Origin of the sequence: Burkholderia sp. Se-20378 (assembly GCF_017104665.1) — a bacterium.
GTDB classification, from domain to species: Bacteria; Pseudomonadota; Gammaproteobacteria; order Burkholderiales; family Burkholderiaceae; genus Burkholderia; species Burkholderia lata.
The window spans coordinates 1-19,131 of the sequence record NZ_JAAGPG010000001.1 but is presented as its reverse complement, the minus strand read 5'-3'; the positions used below and the strand labels follow the sequence as shown (position 1 = coordinate 19,131).

Sequence of the window (19,131 nt, the reverse complement as noted above, 5' to 3'; positions counted from 1 at the left end):
TCCCATGGACGGCTCCCCTGGGCGGGACGGTTTACGAATCCGACGGACAGGCCGGACGCCCGTTGCCGAAGCTGCGCACCGTGCTCGCGATCCGCGCGGCGAACTGCTCGATCATGCGCTGTTGCACGCGCACCATGTCCGCATAGTTTCCAGGGGCGGCCTCGTTGAGCCGCGTGCTGCACGAGATGCGCGTGCCCGGCGTGTCCTGCTGCACGCCGACGACCCAATCGGCTTCGAACTGGGCCATGCTCCCGGGCCACGCGTCGAAGCGGCGCACCTGCGTGCGGATGCTCATGACGGTCTGGTTCGACGGACGCGGCAGGCCGGTGACGTTGCGCGCGCCCAGTTGCTCGACGAGCGCCGACGAAAGCGCCGCGCGCAGCTCGTCGCCGAGCGGTGCGACCCAGCGTTCGTTGTCGAGTATCACCGCGGTGCCCGTCCCGCTGCGCACGACCATCTGCTGCTGGTCGAGCTGTGCGGGGATGCCGACCGGCAACACGTTGATCGCCAGCGGTGCGGCGGCGCGCGCGGTCGTCGGCGTCGTGGATGTGGACGTGGCCGTGGCCGTGGCCGGCGAGACGAGCGTGTAGTAATGCACCGGGTTCGACGCGCAGGCGGTCAGCGCGATGACGGCGCCGGCGCCCAGGGCGATCGTCCTGGCGCGAATCGGGAAGCTCATGGTTGTCGTGGCTCCTGCTGGACAGGCGAAGTGGAAGGGGCGACAGGCGCGCTCGGCGCGTGATCGGCCCCGGTGCCCCGGAGCAGCGATTCGGGACGGCGGCCCAGCATGTCGGTGAGTGTGCGCAGCGAGCGCGCGGTACGCTGGACTTCGGTCAGCGTGTTCGTCAGGTTTTCCTGAAGCGGGCCGTCGTCGGCGATGCCCTGGCGCAACGTGCCGAACGTCTGGTTCGCCTGGTCGAGCATGCGCGTCGTCGACGGCAGCAACTGGCCATTGACCTGCTTGAGCGTCGCGTCGAGGTTCGTCAGGCTCGAGTCGACATGCTTGCCGATCGAATCCAGCGGCAGCTTGTTGATCTTGTCGACGATGTCGGCGAGCTGCTCCGGCAGCTTGTCGAACGTACTCGGCACGGTGGGCAAGGTCAGCGGCGTGGCATTCGCATCGAGCGCCACCTTCGGCGCGTTTTTCACGAAATCGAACGAGATGTAGAGCTGCTCCGTCAGCAGGTTGCCGGTACGCGCCTGCGCACGGAGCCCGTGCTCGACCAGGCCCGCGAGAAACTGGGCCGCGCGCGGATTGCCGTTGCCTTCGGTCTTCTGCAGTTTCTCGATGACGGGGCCGAGCCGATACGGATAGACCTTGACCATGACGATGGACTGGAAGCGCCGGGTGGACCGGTCGAAGTCGAGCTGGGTCGAGACGACCTTGCCCATGTCGATGCCGGAAAATTCCACCGGCGCGCCGACCGCGAGCCCGCGCAACGGCTGTTCGAAGCGCAGCCGGATGAGCTGGGACGGCCCGTCCGGCGCGGCCATGGCGGCAGTCTCGTGGTCGGCGAGCGTGAACAGGCTGCCTGCACGGGCGGCCGCCGCATCGTTGTCTTCCGGTGTCGCGAACGCGATGCCGCCGCCCACGATCGTCGCGACCGACTGGGTCTTCAGCTTCAGGCCGTTCGCGTCGAGCGACAGATCCATGCCGCTCGCGTTCCAGAAGCGCGTATCGGTCGTCACCAGGCGATCGTACGGCGCATCGATGAACACCTGCAGGTTCATGTCGCGGCTCTGCATGTCGAGCTTGTACGACGCGACGTGGCCCACCATCAGATGGCGGTAATAGACCGGCGAGCCGATATCGAGCGAGCCGAGATCGGTGGCGCGCAACGCGAAGCTCGTCCCGGGCGTGCCGTTGACGACGGTGGGTGGCGTTTCGAGCCCGGTGTAGGCCTTCCGCGAATTTTCCGAGCGGCCCGTGTCCATGCCGATGTACGCGCCGGAGAACAGCGTATCGATGCCCGATACGCCGCTCATGCCGACGCGGGGACGCACGACCCAGAAGCGCGTGTCTTCGCGAATCAGGTTGCGCGCATTCTTCACGAACGATACGGTCGCGACCACGTGCGAACTGTCGTCGCTCAGCGAGATGGCGGTCACGGTGCCGATCACGACGTCCTTGTACTTGACGGGTGTCTTGCCGGCTTCGAGGCCTTGTGCGGTGTTGAACGTGATCGTGATTTCCGGTCCGACGGACAACCACGCGTGGATGACCATCGACAGGCCGATCAATGCCGCGACGAGCGGCACGAGCCAGACGAGCGAAAGCCGCACGCGGTTGCGTGTCACGGGCGGATCGTGGGGTTCGAGGCCTTGCGGGCCGGATGCAGGATTCATGCTTCCTCGGCGTCCCAAATGAGGCGTGGGTCATAACTCATCGCAGACAGCATCGTGAGAATGACGACCATGCCGAAAAACAAAATGCCGGCGCGCGGTTCGATCTCGGACAGCGGACCGAACTTCACCAGCGCACAGATGATTGCGACGACCAGCACATCGAGCATCGACCAGTAGCCGACCAGCTCGACCGCGCGGTACAGCACGGCCCGCTCGCGCATGGCCGACACGCTGCGCCGGCCCGTCGTGACGAGCAACGTGCCGATCGCGAGAAACTTCGTGCACGGCACGACGACGCTCGCGATGAAGATCACCGACGCGATGCCGTACGAACCGGCTTTCCAGAACACCACGACGCCGCTGAGGATCGTCGATTCGCTGTGGCTGCCGAGCAGCGTGGTGCGCATCACCGGCAACAGGTTGGCCGGGAGGTAGAAGATCAGGCTGGCGATCAGGAGCGCCCACGCGCGCACGAGGCTGTTCGAGCGACGCGCGTGCAGCGCGGACCCGCATCGCGGGCAGCGTTCCGCTTCGGCGGCATGCGAATGGGCATCCTGCGCGGCGGCGGCATGCGTGCGGCAGACGAGGCCGCACGTATGGCACCCGACCATGCCCAGCTGACTGGCGCGCACGGGCAGGCTCACGGGCGGCCTCCGGAAGTTTCCACCGGCACGACCCAGTCCCACAGCTGGCGCGTGTCGTGGCCCGCGATCAGCGGGATCAGCACCATCAGCACGGCCGTGGCCCACAAGCCCGCGCCGGGAATGATCTGCATGATGCTGGACAGCTTGATGATGGCGATCAGGATGCCGAGCAATCCGACCTCGATCATGCTCCAGGGTCGCAGCGCGACGAGCAGCTTCATCAGCGGGCCGAATGCGGGCGCGCGATGCCCGGCACGGGCGAAGGCCAGCAACCAGATCAGCGTGGCGATCTGCAGGAACGGCACCACCACGATGGCCAGCGCCGTCGGAATCGCGATCGGCGCGGCGAAACCGTGGGCCAGCGCGAGCGCGGATTGCCACAGCGTGGCTTCGCTATGCAGCCCCTGCACGCTGATCCGCATGATCGGGCAGAGGTTGGCGATGGCAAACACCACGCCTGCCGCAACCGCGAGCGCGAGCCACCTGTCGATATCGAGCCAGCTCGATCGAAACAGCACGGCGGAACATCGCTCGCAACGCGCGACCTCGTGAGGCGCCAGCGCGCGGCGTCGGTAGACGCTGTCGCAATGCTCGCAGGCGATCAGGGTCGGAAACGTGTCCATGGGTTCGTGTTGCTCGCGCATGCGTACTCGATGACTTGCTTCGCAGTGTGCCCGGCGTCGATGGACGCTTTTGTGCGGTTTGATGGAGAAATGATGGAGCCGGGGCGGGCTCGAATGCGTTGCGTTCCCATCGATGGCGATCTCCTCACGCCTTGGCGGAAATGGCGCGGAGTTCCTCGAGATCGAGGTCGCGTGTCAGTTCGTGCAGCGTGTGCTCGTCGATGTCGCCGGCACGGTAGAGGCGCATCAGCTCGGCCCGTCCCGCCGCGATCAATTCCAGCAACGTATCCGAACGCGCATCGAGCTGGGATTTGTATTCGTCGGCGTGCCGCGCGTAGCGGGCCATGTCCTCGGCCTTGTGCTTGTGGATGTCCAGGAGCATCGGGTGAACGAGTTCGCCTGCCTCGTTGTAGGCCCGCTTTGCCATCAACTCGTACTGCACCCTGGCAATCACGGCCTCCGCCTCGCTCATGCTCAGGCGAGGCTTGTCGCTTTCCGGCGCCGCGAGCCCCGTCCAGCGGATCACCGCGCCGAGCGTCTGGCCCTGCACCAGCACGGTGGCGAGGATGACGGCAATGGCGGTGACGAGGATGAAATCGCGCCCCGGGAAACTGTCGGGCAGGCTGGCGGCGAGCGCCAGGGTGATCACCCCTCGCATGCCGGCCCAGCTCAATACCGTCGCATCGGCAAGCCCGAGCGGATGGAAGCGGGTCACGCCCAACTTCCGCAACAGGATGAGCGCGGCGTCCGACACATACACCCACGCAAACCGCGCGAGGATGACGGAAAGCACGACGATCAGCACCGGTACGCCCATCTCCGCGAGCATCGTGTCGAGCCCGTCGCCCCGCTGGATCAACTCGTGCAGCGAGGAGCCGATGATCAGGAACACGAAGGCCTCGAGAATGAAGATCGTGACGGTCCAGAAGCCCGTGCCGTACAGGCGCGCCGACGCGTTGAGCACGCGATGCTGGAACCACGCACAGATGAGCCCCGTGGTCACGGTGGCGATCACCCCCGAGACGTGGAAGCGTTCGGCCAGCAGATAGGAACCCCACGCACAAAGCGGGCTGGCGGCGATGACCAGGCTGTCTTCGTCGAGATGGCGCATCAGGATCACCCAGGCGCCCCCCACGACGGCGCCGATCATGACGCCGCCCAGCGCCAGCAGTGCGAAGCTGCCAAGGGCTTCGGCCGGACTGAACAGGCCCGTCACGCCCGCAGCCACCGCAAAGCGAAACAGCACGAGGCCCGTCGCATCGTTGAACAGGCTTTCTCCTTCCAGGAGGATCAGGAGGCGGCGCGGCAGTTTCACTTGCTGCAGCGCGGCGCGGGCCGATACCGCATCCGGCGGCGCGACCAGTGCGCCCAGGGCCGCGCAAGCCGCCCAGGGCAGGGAAGGCACGAGCCAGTGGGTGACGAGGGCCACCACGACGGTGGTGAACAGCACCGCGCCGATCGCCAGGGCCCCGACGCCCAGCATGTGCCGGCGCAGATGGTCGAGCGAAATGCCGAGGGCACTGTCCAGCAGCAAAGGCGGCAGGAAAATCACCAGCACCAGTTCCGGATCGATGTGCACCTCGGGCAGGCCGGGCAGAAAGGCGATGAAACCGCCGCCGATGATCAGTGCGACGGCAGGGGGGAGCCCGAGCTTGTGCCCGACGTAGTGCAAGACAAGGATCGCCAGTAGCAGCGCGATCATCAATTCGAAAATGGCCATGGTGAGGGGTCTGTTGTCAGCGCTTTGGCGTTGGGCTGCCCATGAGCGCTTCAGTCGGACGGAAGGCGCAATGGGCGGCCCGGTTTCCAGGAGCCGGACAGCTTCCGCGTCCGGCTGGGCGTTTGAAGGGCGCCACTGCTATTTCGTGATCCGGGCAAAGTCGATGCAGGAGATGTGAATCGCGAGGATCATCGCGGACCAGTTCGTCGGTCGGCCATTTCGTACGCTGGGCCGAAAAATCTCGTCGCCCGGCGTGATGGGCATGCCGCTCATCGCGCATAACCCTGGACGTCTGGCAAATCCTTTATGCCAATTTTGATAGCCGTAATGTCCGCCAGTTGAATCCCGCCACGAAAGCACCACCGTGCTGGCCGTCGGTTGATCGAGGATATCGATCGCTGCGCTGCACCTCGATCGATCGCCCGAAGTCGTTTTTCTACGTGAATCGACCACGCAATCCCTGCGCTGCCGGGTGATTCGTGCGCCGTCGCTGCAGGTGTTGAGCGAGTGCATCATGTGGCGCCAGCGTTGCTCGGGTTCGATTGCGTCGATCGGAATCAGCTTTACGCAGCCAACGGGTGGATCATCGCTTCTTTCCAGTTCGCGAGAATCGCCATCGATTGACGAAGAGACATTTCCCTGATTTCTCATTTCGTACCTCGCTGCGCGCATGCAGTTGATCGGATCTCTGGAAGAGAAGTTTTTCCCGTAACGAATCAAAAACAGCGGAATCGCAGCGCGGCCACAGGCGCGCAATGCGCGTCCGCCTGTGGCTATCAGTCCGTTCCGCGCGCCAGTCTGACGAGGTCGACGATCGTTGCGACCAGCGCGATCAGCAGCACGACGGCGAGCATCAGATAGCTCGGCGTCTCCCGGATCACGGCCGCGATCGGGTTGTCGGTCGCAGCAGACGAAACGGCGAGAAACAGACCGTAGACGACGAACCATCCGGTCGCGATCGTCAGCACGACGGAAATCGTCAGGAGTCCGACTATCATCGCCACGCGCAGCCGCGCTCCATGACATGCATTCACGGGGTGCTGCGCAGCCGGTAGCCGACGCCGCGCATCACCTCCGGCGTCCCGGACGCGCCCGCGCATTCGAGTTTCTTGCGCAGCCGGCTGATATGGCTGTCGACGGTGCGCTCCAGCGCATCGACGTCGGCGAGGCAGGCGTCGATCAGTTCGCTGCGCGTGAACACGCGGTTCGGCGAGCCGGCCAGGTGCGCGAGCAGCCGGAATTCGGTCAGCGTCAGCGAGACGCCGGTTTCTCCGGCGTCCGTGCGGACGGTGGTCAGGTAGCTTTGCGTGTCGATTTCAAGGTTGCCGACCTTGATGAAACGCCCGGACGACGCCGTTTCGAGACGACGCAGGATCGCGCGGATGCGCGCGACTACCTCGGCCGGATTGAACGGCTTCGTGATGTAGTCGTCCGCGCCGAAACGCAGCCCCTGCAAGCGATCGATCTCGCGATCGAGCGCCGTGATGATGACGATCGGCGTGTCGACGCGGCGACGCAGTTCGACCAGGACCTCCCAGCCGTCCTTCTGCGGCATCCTGACGTCGAGCAGGATCAGGTCGGGCTTCAGCACGGGCTGCACGTCGAGCACGGCCTGGCCGTGACCGACGCGATAGGTGCGAAAGCCGTCGTGGGCGAGGTAGGCGTCGAGTATTTCGGCGATCTCCGGATCGTCTTCGGCAATGAGTATCAGAGGGTTCATCGGGTTCACTGGAAGTGAGCGTGACCGGTAGGCGGGCCGGCGGCGCGGCACGTGCGCCGCCGGACTTCACCGTGCTTTCAATCGTCGCGAACGGATTGGCGACGGTGCATGGCTCAGCTTTTCGCCACGTTGTTGGCGGGCGGCACGTCGGTGTCGGTCAGCCCGCCACCGAGCGCCTTGTAGAGCGCGACCGCGTTGTCCAGTTCGGCATTGCGCAGATCCAGCAACGCCTGGCGCGCGGCATACAGCTGTCGCTGCGAGTCGAGCAGTTCCAGCCGATCCTCGATGCCGGCGCGATAGCGCAGGTTCACGAGATCGGTACGGCGCTCGGCGCTCTTGACTACGCGGGACTGCGCGTCGATCTGGCGGCTGAAGGTCTCGCGCCCGGCGAGGCCGTCGGCCACTTCGCGGAACGCGGTCTGGATCGAGCGTTCGTACTCGACGACCGCGCTGGACTTGCGCACTTCCGCGAGATTCAGCTCGGAACGCAGCCGGCCGCCCTGGAAGATCGGCAATGTGACCTGCGGCGCGAAGCTCCACACGCGCTGGCCGCCGTCGAACAGGCTGCCCAGCCCCGGGCTGAGGAAGCCGATCGACGAGGTCAGCGACAGGCGCGGGAAGAATGCCGCGCGCGCCGCGCCGATGTCGGCATTGGCGGCGACGAGATTCTGCTCGGCCTGCTGGATGTCCGGCCGGCGGTACAGCAATTCCGACGGCAGGCCGGCCGGCAGTTGGGTCATCACCGGCTGGCGTTCCAGCGACAGCGGATCGGGCAGGTTCTTCGGCAGGTCGGTGCCGACCAGCAGCCGCAGCGCGTTGTTGGCCTGCTCGACCGCGCGCGAACGCGCTTCGAGATCGGCGCTGGCGCTCGCGACCTGGCCTTCGGCCTGCGCGATGTCGACGCCGCTGGCCTGGTCCGCGAGCTTGAGGCGGCGCGCGAGGTCGAGCGACTGGCGCCAGTCGTTCAGCGTGCGTTCGGACAGCGCACGCTGTTCCTGCGCGAGACGCTCGGCGAAATACGCGTTGGCCACGGAGCCGACGAGCGCGATCTGCACCGCCCGGCGGCCGTGATCGGTCGCGAGGTAGCGAGCGAACGCCGCGTCGGACAGCGACTTCACGCGGCCGAACAGGTCGATCTCGAACGCGCTGAGGCCGACGTTCACGCCGTACTGGTTCTGCGTGTTTTCGAGCAGCGGCGGGTTCGATTGCGAGTCGGCGGCCGTGCGCTGGCGCGTGAAGCTCGCGCCGGCGCCGATCGACGGCAGGCGCGCGGAACGCTGGATGCCGTACTGCGCTTCGGCAGCCTGGACGTTCAGCGCGGCCAGGCGCAGGTCGCGGTTGTTCTCGAGCGCGAGCTCGATCAGGCGCTGCAGGCGACGGTCGCCGAACATCGTGCGCCAGCCGAGATCGGCCGCGTTCGCGTGCTGGTCGGCCGCGGCAGCGGTCGTATAGGCGGTCGGCACCGGCATCTCGGGCTTGACCAGCTTCGGCGCCATCGAGCACGCCGACAGCGCGAGCGCGGCGGAAACCGCGGCGGAAAGAATGAGTGATCGCATGGCATCAACCTTCATGTTCGTGGGTCACGGTGGCGGGCTTCTTGCCGGATGCGCGCCATGCCGAGATGCGTTCCTGGATGCTCATCACGAACACGTAGAAAACCGGAACGAAGAAAATGGCCAGCACGGTGGCGGTCACCATGCCGCCGAACACGCCGGTGCCGATCGCGTGCTGCGTTTCGGCGCTTGCGCCGGTCGCGATCATCAGCGGTACGACGCCGAGGCCGAACGCGAGCGAGGTCATCAGGATCGGGCGCAGACGCAGCTTGGAGGCCTGCACGGCCGACTCGATCAGCCCCATGCCTTCCTCGCGCAACTGCTTCGCGACTTCCACGATCAGGATCGCGTTCTTCGCCGACAAGCCGATCACGGTAATCATCCCGACCTTGAAGAACACGTCGTTCGGCATCCCGCGCAGCATCACCGCGCCGAGCGCGCCGATCAGGCCGAGTGGCACTACCAGCATCACCGACAGCGGAATCGCCCAGCTTTCGTACAGCGCCGCGAGCACCAGGAACACGACGACCATCGACAGCGCCATCAGCATCGGCGCCTGCGAAGCCGATTCACGCTCCTGCAGCGACTGGCCGGTCCACGCGACCGTGAAGCCCGGCGGCAACTGCGCAGCCAGACGCTCCATCTCGACCATGGCCGCGCCGCTGGAGTAGCCGGGGGCCGAGCCGCCGGAGATCCGTGCAGACGGGTAACCCTGGAAGCGCACCAGCTGCAGCGGGGTTTCCGACCAGACCGGGCGCACCACTTCGGACAGCGGCACCATGCCGCCGGTCGCGTTGCGCACGTAGAGCTTCATCACGTTCTCGATCTGCATGCGTGCCGGTGCATCGGCCTGGATGATCACCTGCTGCATGCGGCCCGCGTTCGGGAAGTCGTTCACGTAGGTCGAACCCATCGCGGCCGACAGCGTGTCGCTGATGGTCGTGAACGACACGCCGAGCGCTTCGGCCTTGTCGCGGTCGATGTCCAGCTTCACGCTCGTGCCGGCCGGCAGGCTGTCCGGATAGACGCCGGTCACCACCTTGCTTTGCGCGGCCAGTTCGAGCAGCTTGGCTTCAGCCGCCTTGAGTGCCGCGTAGCCCTGGTTCGCGCGATCCTGCAGGCGCATCGTGAAGCCCGAGCTGGTGCCCAGCCCGTCGATCGCCGGCGGCAACAGGCTCATGACCGTGCCTTCCGTCACGCCGCCCATCGCAGCCTGCGCGCGCATCGCTTCGTCCATCGCGGTTGCCCCTTCGCGCTTGTCCCAGTCCTTGAGCACCGCGTAGTTCAGTGCCGCGTTGGAGCCGAGGCCGGAGAAGCCGTAGCCGATGATGGAGATGCTCGACTCGATGCCCGGACGCGATGCGAGATGCTTCTCGAGGGTCTTGACCACGTCGCCCGTGCGCTCGACGGTCGAATCCGATGGGAGCAGGAAGCCGGTCATGAAGTAGCCCTGGTCTTCCTCGGGCAGGAACGACGACGGCAGCATGCGGAAGCCGAACACCAGCGCGGTGGAAATCGCGACGAACAGCAGCATCACGCGGCCCGTACGGCCGACCAGCTTGCCGACGCGCGTTTCGTACCAGTTCGTCATGCGGTCGAAGCGGCGGTTGAACCAGCCGAAGAAGCCGCGCTTCTCGTGGTGGCCATGCTCGACCGGCTTGAGCATCGTCGCGCACAGGGCCGGCGTCAGCGTCAGCGCGAGCAGGGCCGAGAACATGATCGACACGGCCATCGACATCGTGAACTGCTGATAGATCACGCCGACCGAACCGCTCGACATCGCCATCGGCAGGAACACGGCCGTCAGCACCAGCGTGATGCCGATGATGGCGCCGGTGATTTCCTTCATGGCCTTGATCGTCGCGTCCTTCGGCGACAGGCCTTCTTCCACCATCAGGCGTTCGACGTTTTCCACGACGACGATCGCATCGTCGACGATGATGCCGATCGCGAGCACCATGCCGAACATCGTCAGCACGTTGATCGAGAAGCCTGTCATCAGCATGACCGTGAAGGTGCCGAGCATCGCCACCGGCGCGACGATCGCCGGAATCAGCGTGTAGCGCACGTTCTGCAGGAACAGGTACATCACCAGGAACACGAGCACCATCGCTTCGATCAGCGTGTGAATCACCTTCTCGATCGAGATCTTCACGAACGGCGCGGTATCGAACGGGATCGAGTAGGTCATGCCGGCCGGCATCGTCTTGGCGATCATGTCCAGTTGCTCGCGCACGGCCTCGGCGGTCTTCACCGCATTGGCGCCCGGCGCGAGCTGCACGCCGGCGAAGGTGGCGGGTTTGCCGTTCTCGCTGTTGACGAAGGTGAACGACTGCGGGCCGAGTTCGACCCGTGCGACATCGCCGAGCACGACCTTCGAGCCGTTCGCGTTCGCGCGCAGCACGATCTTCGCGAACTGCTCGGGCGACGTGAGCTGGCCTTGCGCGGTGAGCGGGACCGTCACGCGCTGGCCCGGCAGCGCGGGCGCCGCACCGAGGCTGCCCGGCGCGATCTGCACGTTCTGCTGGGCGACGGCCGTCGTCAGGTCGTTCATCGACAGGCCGTAGGTGATCAGCTTCTGCGGATCGACCCAGATGCGCATCGCCTGTTCGGAGCCGAACAGTTGCACCTTGCCGACGCCTTCGACGCGTCGCAGATCCTCGACGACGTTGCGCGCCATGTAGTCGGCCAGCGCGTTTTCGTCATAGCGGCCGCTGTCCGACTTCAGGCCGACGAACAACAGGAAGCCGGTAGAGGCAGATTCGACGATCACGCCGTTTTGCCGCACGACGGGCGGCAGGCGCGGCTCGACCGACTTGAGCTTGTTCTGCACTTCGACCTGCGCCATCGCCGAATCGGTGCCGGGCTTGAAGGTCGCGGTGATCTTCGCCTGGCCGGAGGTATCCGACGCCGATTCGAAGTACAGCAGGTTCCGGACGCCGGACAGCTCGCGCTCGATGAGGCTCAGCACGCTGTCGGTCATCGTCTGCGGCGTGGCGCCCGGGTAGGTGGCGGTAATGGTGACGGTGGGCGGCGCGACCGACGGGTAGCGCGCAACCGGCAGTTCGGGGATGGCGATCAGGCCCAGCAGGATGATGAAGAGGGCGATCACCCACGCGAAGACCGGGCGCCGGATGAAGAATTGGGACATGACTGGAGGCTCCCCGTGACTCAGTGCGACGAAGCGGTCTTGACCGCTTCAGGCGCCTTCCATGCGGTCGCCGTCACGGTCGCGCCGTCGCTCAGGCGCTCCATGCCTTCGACGACGACCTTCTGGCCCGCTTGCAGACCCGACTTGATGCGATAGCTGCGGTTCGTCAGCTCGCCCACTTCGATGGCCTTCAGGTGCGCCTGGCTCTTTGCGTCGAGCACCCAGACCTGCGGCTTGCCGCCCGCGCGGACGATCGCCTGTTGCGGCACGGTCAGCGCGTTCTCGTAGTGTCCACGCGGGATGCGGGCACGCACGTACATGCCCGGCAGCAGTTCGCGCTTCGGGTTGTCGACCAGCACGCGCAGCAGCACGTCGCCGGTGCCCGGGTCGACGTTGACGCCCGAGAACAGCATGCGGCCCTTCACGTCGTAGCGCGAGTCGTCGTCGCGCAGCACGTCGACCGGCAGCCCGTTGCCTGATGTGTCCGGCTGGGCCGCGAGCGCGCCGCGCAGCGATTCGAGCGATGCGGCCGGCTGGCGCACGTCCACGTAGACCTGGTCGATCTGCTGGATGCGTGCCATCGGCTGGCTGTCGCTGCTCGCGACCAGTGCACCCTCGGTCACGAGGGCCTGGTCGATGCGGCCCGTGATCGGCGCTTCGACGGTCGCGAACTTCAGGTCGAGCTGGCGGCGGGCGAGCGTCGCGCGAGCCTGGGCGACGTCGGCGGCAGCCTGGTCGCGTTGCGACACCGAGTCGTCATACACCTGGCGGCTGATCGCGTCGGCCTCGACCAGCGGCTTGAGCCGGGTGGTCTGCACCTTGGCGCGTGCGAGCGCGGCTTCCGCACGTTGCAGGGCCGCCGCGGCCGTGTCCATGTCGGCCTTGAACGGCGCGGGGTTGATCTGGAACAGCGGCTGGCCGGCACGGACTTCCGTGCCCTGCTCGAACAGCCGTCGCTGCACGATGCCGCTGACCTGCGGCCGGATCTCGGCGATCCGGACGGCCGCGACGCGGCCCGGCAGGTCTTCGGTCAGGTCGAGGGGGGCGCCCGCCAGCGTCATCGCCGCAACCGGGGTGGCCGGCGCAGCGGCCTGCTGTTCGGAGGGCCCGCAGCCCGCCAGCATCGCCGCCACCAGCGCGCACACGGCACCGTAGCAGGCTCGTTTCTGATTTTTCATGTGGACTCCATGGGACGCAGGCACCCAGTGGCCCGCATTTTCGGAGCGAAGTGTGCGTGGGCCCGATGGAGTTTTTTGTGCGGAAAGATGGAGGTTTGATGGAGGGCGCGAAAGATTGGCGGGCGGGCGATCCGGAGGCGGGCCGAGCCAGAAGATGACGGGCTCCGGGGCGGCTCGGCGCTATCTGGAAGCAGGGTGGGCGGCGCGGGAATCCCGGAATGCCGCAATCATCTGATGAATTGTGGGGGTAGTCGTGCGTGCCGTCGGCATGCGCGGGCCGGTGCTCGGGGGCGCTATTGCGAGGTTCGCTTCGGTGGGGGCGGCGTGGGCCTGGATCAGGCCCGCGCACCTTCCGTGCCGCTGTAGTGGCGGCAGGAGGGCGAGGAAGGGGGGGGGGCGTCGGCCGGGCGCACAAGGCGCATCGACCGCTCGCCGGGAGGCTTACCGTGGGTCGGTATCGGCGGTGCGCTGCGTGGTGGGCGGCGCGTCCTTCCGGCTCGGTGCTGCCATGCGCGGCGAAGCGGGGCCGTCGGGCCAGCGCAACTCGAACACCGTGCCGCCGCGCGCAGTCGGGCGGCACGATGCCTCTCCGTCGTGAGCTTGCGCAATGGCCGCAACCACGGCCAGCCCCAGGCCGCTGCCGCCCTTCTGGCTGGAATCCGCGTCGTCCACGCGCCTGAACGCATCGAAAATCTGCGCGGCGTAATCGGCCGGAATGCCCGGCCCGTCGTCTTCGACCTGCAAGCGGCACGCACCGTTTTCGACGCGCGTGTGAATGCGGATCGTGCCGGGCACCGCATAGCGCCGCGCATTCTCCAGCAGTGCAAGCAGCGCCTGGCGCATCCGGAACGGGTCGCAGTGGACGGGCCGCGTGTCGAGATCGAGCACCATGTGTTGACCGGCCGCGGCCAGCGAATCCTCGAACATCTCGACGACCGCCTTGACGTGCGTGGCCAGATTGGTCTCCTGGATGCTGACGCTCAGATGCCCGCTTTCGGCGAGGCTGATCACGCGGAGATCCTCGATCAGGCGCGTCAGTCCTTCCGCCTGGGTCAACAGGCTTCGGAACAGCGCGTCGCCCGGCTGGAAGACACCTTCCGTCAGCCCCTGCAACCGCCCGCGCAGGACCGTGACCGGTGTACGCAGTTCGTGCGCGATCGCGGCATTCCAGAATGCCTGCTCGTCCGTCATGCGCTGCAACTGGGCCGCGAGCGCATTGAAGTCGTCCGCGATCAGCGCCGCTTCGCGGATCGATCGATCGCCGGCAACGGCGCGCGCGGTCAGGTCGCCCTTGGCGACGCGGCGAATGCTGTCCGCGACCGAGTTGAGCGGCACGAGAATGCGATGCGCGAGTCGGGCCGACACGACAATGGCGAGTATCAGGCCGATCAGGAGCGTCATGCCCAGCCATAGCCATTCGGGGTTCGACGGAATCCAGCTCGCCTGGTTGCAATAGTCGCCCCAGTGCCGGAGCATCACGTAGTAGAACGCATAGACCATCAGCACGACGACCAGCGTGATGCCTAGCGCCAGCTCCGCCATCGACACCGCAATCTTGCGGCCCAGCCCACTGAGTTTCATTTCGTGCTCCCAAGCGTGGCGTTGCGTCGAGTGACGACGGGACGGTCGTGCGATTGGATTGCCGTAGTGTCAGGGGAAGGGCGTGACTGGGGTGGGTAAAAGGCGTGCGTCGGTGCGTCGAGGTTTCCCGCGGCAGGTGTGCCGGCGGTGCGATGTCGCTCGAGACTGGAAAAGGCCGGGCGGGTATCGACGGGAACGTTCCCGACCGACAGAGACAGCGGCCGAACAGCGCGATGTGTGCGGGACGGTATGGGTTCTTCAATCATGGTGTCCGCTTGGGATCCTGCTATTCATTCCTTCGAATCGCAATATTACCGCACGAAATTGGCGATCGAATGACACGATGGTTCGGCGTACGTTGGAAGTCGAGCGACGCTGGCGTTGCCGCGCGGGACGGGCTGACAGGCGTGTTGCGCCTCGGTTGGCTGGATGCTTCCCTGATGATTTCGAGCGGCTCAGGTGTTTTCGAGGCAGGGGAATACCCTGCTTTTTTTCATGTCCAGTTGTTATGTATCATGACCTACAGTAGTCAACGTTTTCTATTTATGAGGTATCCCGATTCGCTTGATCCGACGGTGCTCGATGGACGAGGCGAGGATCGACGAAGGTTGCAGTGTCGCGGCCGATGCGAACGGGAAACACGCGCACCCCGGTGGGCGCGCGCAATCGAGTCGGGCGAACGTCGAGCCGGGAAAGCAATGAAGCATCGAACCGAATCGGTACGGGAAGTTTCATGATGGATTTCAGATCTCCTGACATCGGGTTGTCCGTCGCCTTGCTGGCATGGGCGACCGGCACCTACGGACTGAAGTTCGTCCGGCGGCGTAACCCGCTGCTCGGCGTCGCCTGGTGGGTCGTGACGGCGTCCTCCGTCAATGCGCTGGTTTTCATGGCGACGGGCTGGTCATGCGCGTCCGGCGTCGCGCATTTCCTGGACACGTTCACGAGAGGGTTCGGCATCCCGGTGATCGCGGCTGCCGGCATGATGGCCGTCACGCACGAATACAGGCCGATGGCCCAGCAGGTCGTCATGTTGTTCGGGATCGCCGCGGTGGGAACGATGGCGCTGATGACACTCGAATTCGTCGATACCGTCCTGCCGTATTTCTACGTCGCGATGTGGGCGTTGCTGGCGCTCTATCTGGTCTATTTCGTCGGGCGGCTGTTGCGTGCCGGGGAAGCGTGGCATGCGACGACCACGACGCTGGCGCTCGTGCTGTCGCTGATCGTCGCGTACGTCGACGACCTGTACAAGATGCCCGGCAATGCGCACGGCGCCGTATTCAGCTTTCCCGTGCTGGCATTGCTGACGTGGTCGTATTTCGCGGTCGCGATCTATTACGCCTACTGCGCGCTGGAACGGACGCGTCATGCCGAGCGGGTCGGGGCTGCTCGCGTTCTCCGGTGGCATGAATTTACCTCGTTCGAATAGGAATCCTGACATGAATGAGGATATGGCGAGGGGTGGAATCAACGTCGAGGATCAGTCCGCGCATGCGGTGAGGCCGACGCCTCCGCGCGGAAGGAAAGGCGATGGCGACACACGGGAGCGTCTGCTGCAAGCGGCACGCACGATCTTCGCCGAAAGAGGATATGCGGCGGCGAGCATCGAGCGAATCGCCGTCGAGGCGGGCTATACGCGCGGCGCGTTCTATTCGAATTTCCGCGACAAGACGGTCGTGTTGCTCGAACTGCTGAAGCGCGATCACGAAGACGTCGAGCGTGAACTGATGCGCATCGTCGAAGCGCGCGATGGCCGCGAGGTGACGGAGCGTGCGCTGCACGCGTACTTCAGGCAGCGCTATCGCCAGCCTGACGCGTGCGTGATGTGGATGGAAGCGGCGCTCCTGTCCGTGCACGACCAGCCGTTCCGCGTGCGGTTCGCCGCATTTCTGAACGAACAGCGGGTTCGGGTGGCGGCGCGTGCCGCCGAGCTTGCCGAGCCCACCGACATGCGGCTGCCGTTGCCGATCGAGTGGCTGACGCTCGGCCTGACGGGACTGGGTGACGACGTGTTGCCCGACGGCGCGAGCGGACGGTGGCACCTGACCGACGCGTGGGTCGACGCGGCGGTGACGCGGGTGTTCGCGGGCAGCCCGTGCGGCGAGCCGATGGCGTGACCGCGCGCCATCGCGGCGTGCCGGTGCAAGGACAAACTGACGAGGACGGAAGGAACAGAAGAATGAATCGCAAACCCAGGCCGGATGCACAGACCCGGCGCAACCTGTTGCGCGTCGCGGCGGTGGGCGCTGCGTCGCTCGCGGCCGGCGAAGTGTCGTTCGCGCATGCGGCCAGCGCAGTCACCGGGAACGATGGCGTGCTCGACGTCGCGATCATCGGCGCGGGGCTCGCGGGGCTGACGGCCGCGCGCGACCTGAAGCGTGCCGGATGTGAATCGTTCGTCGTGCTCGAGGCGCGCGATCGCGTCGGCGGGCGCACCTACAACCACGACCTCGGCGGCGGGCGAATCTCCGAAGCCGGCGGTCAATGGTTCGGTCCCGGCCAGACGGCGATCGTCGATCTCGCGCGCGAGCTGAAGGTCGATACCTTCGATACCTACTACGCCGGCAAGACGGTGTTTCTCGCGGACGGTGCGCGGGTGGCCCAGGACACGCAGGGCACGGTGGGCGGCAACCCGGTGATCGCGGCGCGGCTCAACGCGTTGGCGAAGCACGTGCCGTCGGCGGCGCCGTGGAAGGCGCCGAATGCGGCGGCGCTCGACACCATGTCGCTGGGCGCGTGGCTCGCGCAGCAAGGCCTGACCAACGAGGAGAAATTCTCGTTCAGCCTGGCGGCCCGGTTGTCGCTCGGCACGGCGCCGGCGCAGCTCGGCCTGCTGCACTATCTGGCCACGATCAATAGCGCGAACAGCGATTACGACCAGCTCGAGTCGATCAAGGGCGGCGCGCAGGAGTCGCGTTTCGTCGGCGGTTCGCAGGTGTTGAGCATCAGGATGGCGAACGAACTCGGCGAGCGGGTGAAGCTGTCCTGCCCGGTGCGCAAGATTGCCGGCTGGAATCGCGACGTGGTCGAACTCACTACCGACCAGGGTGTGGTGCGCGCGCGCCGCGTGATCGTCGCGTTGAATCCGGCGCTGTGCAACCAGGTCGTGTTCGACCCGCCGCTGCCGGACGGCCGCGCGCAGTTGCAGCGCCGGTGGCCGGCGTATGCGCCGATGCGCAAGACGGTGCACGTCTACGACCGGCCGTTCTGGCGGGACGACGGGTGCAACGGGCAGGTCATTCCGGTCAACAGCCCGCTGCTGTGGGCCTATGACAATTCGCCGCCGGACGGTTCGATCGGCGTCATCAACGGCTTCATCGCACCGGGCGCGCTCGCGAGCGACGCGAAGGTGGCGGAACGGACGCTTTCCGCGATCTATGCGCAGGCGCTCGGCGACAAGGCGCTGCGCCCGACGCAGTTCCACGATTACGACTGGGGCAAGGTGGATCCGTGGTCGCTGACCTGCATTCATCCGATTCCGCCCGGCTTCTGGACGAAATGGGGCGAGTACCTGCACCCGCCGGTCGGGCGGCTGATCTGGTCAGGAACGGAGACGGCCGACATCTGGGCCGGCGCCATGGATGGCGCGGTGCGTTCGGGGCATCGCGCCGCGCTGCAGGTATTGGGTGCGCTCGCGCATCGGACGACGGAGGCTTGAGTGAAGCGAGCATTGATCATCGGCGTAGTCGTGGTGGCTGCGGCGTCGGCGGCCGGCGTGTTGTTCGGGCGCGATCTGTACGGCTATTACCGCTTCGGGAAAGCGCTGGATCGCGAAGTCGACGCGCTCAAGGCCGATGCCGGCCCGTGGCCGCAGCCGCAGGAGACGTGCTTTATCTGTCACGGCCCGCGCGGGCAGTCCGGTAACGGCGGATACCCGGCGCTGTCCGGCCAGCCGGCGGCCTACCTCGAGGCCCAGTTGCGCGCGTTCGCCAGCGACCGCCGGCCGGACCCAACCATGGGGCCGCTTGCGCGCGGCATGGACGAGCAACAGATGAAGCTGCTGGCCGCGTATTTCGCGCGGCAGGCGCCGGTGCAGAACGAGAGTATCCGGGTCGACGCGGCGCTCGCGACGCGCGGCATGGCGGTGGTGCAGGCGAGGAGCTGCGTCGCCTGTCATGGTGCAGGCCTGACGGGCAACGAACGCGCGCCTCGCCTCGCGGGGCAGGGCGAGGCCTATCTGGCGGACCAGCTCGTCGCGTTCCGCGCGGGCAAGCGGCATGACGAGACGGGCGCGATGAATGGCGTGGCCGCGGCGTTGTCGGACGAGGACATTCGTGCCGTTGCGCATTATCTGGCGAGTATCGCGCCGGCGCACGCCGCGGCGGCGACCGCATCGGCGGATCGTGCGCCGCGCCTCGCGAATCACGATGAGGCGGATCTCGTGAAGCAGATCACCGCCATCAAGACCGGGAATCGTGGCGATTCGGCCGGCGCGATGCATGCGGCTGTCGCGAGGTTGTCCGGCGATGACATCCGCGCTGTGGCGTATTACCTGGCCAACGTGTCTTCCGGGCGCGAGGGCGGTGGCGTCAGGTGACGCCGGGCGTGACGTGGCGATCCCGCCCGCGTGTCGCGACGACGCGGGCGGGCGGTCGCGCCGCGCCGGAACGGG

16 protein-coding genes are annotated in these 19,131 nt (G+C 66.4%); 4 read left to right on the top strand and 12 right to left on the bottom strand.

Going from position 1 to position 19,131, the window contains the following annotated elements:
• Positions 1–31: 31 nt before the first annotated feature.
• The 12 genes from G3N93_RS00080 to G3N93_RS00025 form a co-directional block, all read right to left on the bottom strand.
• Positions 32–679, bottom strand: a complete 648-nt coding sequence (locus G3N93_RS00080; protein ID WP_206131985.1) for a membrane integrity-associated transporter subunit PqiC — start codon at positions 677–679, stop codon at positions 32–34.
• On the bottom strand, positions 676–2,346 hold the full coding sequence (locus G3N93_RS00075; protein ID WP_206131984.1) for an intermembrane transport protein PqiB: 1,671 nt from the start codon (positions 2,344–2,346) through the stop codon (positions 676–678). Before G3N93_RS00075 ends, G3N93_RS00080 begins: the two co-directional genes overlap by 4 nt.
• Positions 2,343–2,990: a paraquat-inducible protein A gene (locus tag G3N93_RS00070; RefSeq protein ID WP_206122506.1), complete on the bottom strand. Its 648-nt coding sequence runs from the start codon at positions 2,988–2,990 to the stop codon at positions 2,343–2,345. Before G3N93_RS00070 ends, G3N93_RS00075 begins: the two co-directional genes overlap by 4 nt.
• On the bottom strand, positions 2,987–3,613 hold the full coding sequence (locus tag G3N93_RS00065; protein WP_241026326.1) for a paraquat-inducible protein A: 627 nt from the start codon (positions 3,611–3,613) through the stop codon (positions 2,987–2,989). The genes G3N93_RS00070 and G3N93_RS00065 overlap by 4 nt, the downstream gene beginning before the upstream one ends.
• 145 nt (positions 3,614–3,758) lie before the next feature.
• Positions 3,759–5,333 carry a Na+/H+ antiporter gene (locus tag G3N93_RS00060; RefSeq protein ID WP_206131983.1) on the bottom strand — a complete coding sequence of 525 codons (1,575 nt, stop codon included), beginning with the start codon at positions 5,331–5,333 and terminating at the stop codon, positions 3,759–3,761.
• A 138-nt stretch (positions 5,334–5,471) separates the two neighbouring features.
• Positions 5,472–6,089 carry a DUF3331 domain-containing protein gene (locus G3N93_RS00055; RefSeq protein ID WP_206122509.1) on the bottom strand — a complete coding sequence of 206 codons (618 nt, stop codon included), beginning with the start codon at positions 6,087–6,089 and terminating at the stop codon, positions 5,472–5,474.
• A 20-nt stretch (positions 6,090–6,109) separates the two neighbouring features.
• Positions 6,110–6,331, bottom strand: a complete 222-nt coding sequence (locus G3N93_RS00050; protein WP_206131982.1) for a hypothetical protein — start codon at positions 6,329–6,331, stop codon at positions 6,110–6,112.
• Between the two features lie 32 nt (positions 6,332–6,363).
• Positions 6,364–7,053, bottom strand: coding sequence for a response regulator (locus G3N93_RS00045; RefSeq protein WP_174932423.1), 690 nt, complete (start codon positions 7,051–7,053; stop codon positions 6,364–6,366).
• Between the two features lie 113 nt (positions 7,054–7,166).
• Positions 7,167–8,609 carry an efflux transporter outer membrane subunit gene (locus G3N93_RS00040; RefSeq protein ID WP_206131981.1) on the bottom strand — a complete coding sequence of 481 codons (1,443 nt, stop codon included), beginning with the start codon at positions 8,607–8,609 and terminating at the stop codon, positions 7,167–7,169.
• Between the two features lie 4 nt (positions 8,610–8,613).
• Positions 8,614–11,757, bottom strand: coding sequence for a multidrug efflux RND transporter permease subunit (locus G3N93_RS00035; RefSeq protein WP_174932427.1), 3,144 nt, complete (start codon positions 11,755–11,757; stop codon positions 8,614–8,616).
• A 20-nt stretch (positions 11,758–11,777) separates the two neighbouring features.
• On the bottom strand, positions 11,778–12,935 hold the full coding sequence (locus G3N93_RS00030) for an efflux RND transporter periplasmic adaptor subunit (protein ID WP_174932429.1): 1,158 nt from the start codon (positions 12,933–12,935) through the stop codon (positions 11,778–11,780).
• 441 nt (positions 12,936–13,376) lie between these two features.
• Positions 13,377–14,516: an ATP-binding protein gene (locus G3N93_RS00025; RefSeq protein WP_174938171.1), complete on the bottom strand. Its 1,140-nt coding sequence runs from the start codon at positions 14,514–14,516 to the stop codon at positions 13,377–13,379.
• A 736-nt stretch (positions 14,517–15,252) separates the two neighbouring features.
• Between G3N93_RS00025 and G3N93_RS00020 the strand changes: the two genes are divergently transcribed.
• The 4 genes from G3N93_RS00020 (at position 15,253) to G3N93_RS00005 (ending at position 19,056) form a co-directional block, all read left to right on the top strand.
• Complete coding sequence (locus G3N93_RS00020) at positions 15,253–15,948, top strand: hypothetical protein (RefSeq protein WP_174938242.1); 696 nt, start codon at positions 15,253–15,255, stop codon at positions 15,946–15,948.
• A 10-nt stretch (positions 15,949–15,958) separates the two neighbouring features.
• A complete protein-coding gene (locus tag G3N93_RS00015) occupies positions 15,959–16,636 on the top strand; it encodes a TetR/AcrR family transcriptional regulator (protein WP_206131980.1) in 678 nt (225 codons plus the stop codon).
• A 62-nt stretch (positions 16,637–16,698) separates the two neighbouring features.
• The gene (locus G3N93_RS00010; protein WP_174932436.1) at positions 16,699–18,177 is read left to right on the top strand and encodes an FAD-dependent oxidoreductase; all 1,479 of its coding nucleotides are present in this window, start codon (positions 16,699–16,701) and stop codon (positions 18,175–18,177) included.
• On the top strand, positions 18,178–19,056 hold the full coding sequence (locus G3N93_RS00005; protein WP_206131979.1) for a c-type cytochrome: 879 nt from the start codon (positions 18,178–18,180) through the stop codon (positions 19,054–19,056). It abuts the gene before it with no gap.
• The last annotated feature ends 75 nt before the right edge of the window (positions 19,057–19,131 follow it).

Excerpts from the sequence above, each read along its gene's own strand:
- G3N93_RS00015 (WP_206131980.1), top strand. The coding sequence starts at position 15,959 with ATGAATGAGGATATGGCGAGGGGTGGAATCAACGTCGAGGATCAGTCC.
- G3N93_RS00035 (WP_174932427.1), bottom strand. The coding sequence starts at position 11,757 with ATGTCCCAATTCTTCATCCGGCGCCCGGTCTTCGCGTGGGTGATCGCC.
- G3N93_RS00020 (WP_174938242.1), top strand. The coding sequence starts at position 15,253 with ATGGATTTCAGATCTCCTGACATCGGGTTGTCCGTCGCCTTGCTGGCA.
- G3N93_RS00050 (WP_206131982.1), bottom strand. The coding sequence starts at position 6,331 with ATGATAGTCGGACTCCTGACGATTTCCGTCGTGCTGACGATCGCGACC.
- G3N93_RS00060 (WP_206131983.1), bottom strand. The coding sequence starts at position 5,333 with ATGGCCATTTTCGAATTGATGATCGCGCTGCTACTGGCGATCCTTGTC.
- G3N93_RS00040 (WP_206131981.1), bottom strand. The coding sequence starts at position 8,609 with ATGCGATCACTCATTCTTTCCGCCGCGGTTTCCGCCGCGCTCGCGCTG.
- G3N93_RS00030 (WP_174932429.1), bottom strand. The coding sequence starts at position 12,935 with ATGAAAAATCAGAAACGAGCCTGCTACGGTGCCGTGTGCGCGCTGGTG.
- G3N93_RS00080 (WP_206131985.1), bottom strand. The coding sequence starts at position 679 with ATGAGCTTCCCGATTCGCGCCAGGACGATCGCCCTGGGCGCCGGCGCC.
- G3N93_RS00025 (WP_174938171.1), bottom strand. The coding sequence starts at position 14,516 with ATGAAACTCAGTGGGCTGGGCCGCAAGATTGCGGTGTCGATGGCGGAG.
- G3N93_RS00045 (WP_174932423.1), bottom strand. The coding sequence starts at position 7,053 with ATGAACCCTCTGATACTCATTGCCGAAGACGATCCGGAGATCGCCGAA.
- G3N93_RS00010 (WP_174932436.1), top strand. The coding sequence starts at position 16,699 with ATGAATCGCAAACCCAGGCCGGATGCACAGACCCGGCGCAACCTGTTG.
- G3N93_RS00075 (WP_206131984.1), bottom strand. The coding sequence starts at position 2,346 with ATGAATCCTGCATCCGGCCCGCAAGGCCTCGAACCCCACGATCCGCCC.
- G3N93_RS00065 (WP_241026326.1), bottom strand. The coding sequence starts at position 3,613 with ATGGACACGTTTCCGACCCTGATCGCCTGCGAGCATTGCGACAGCGTC.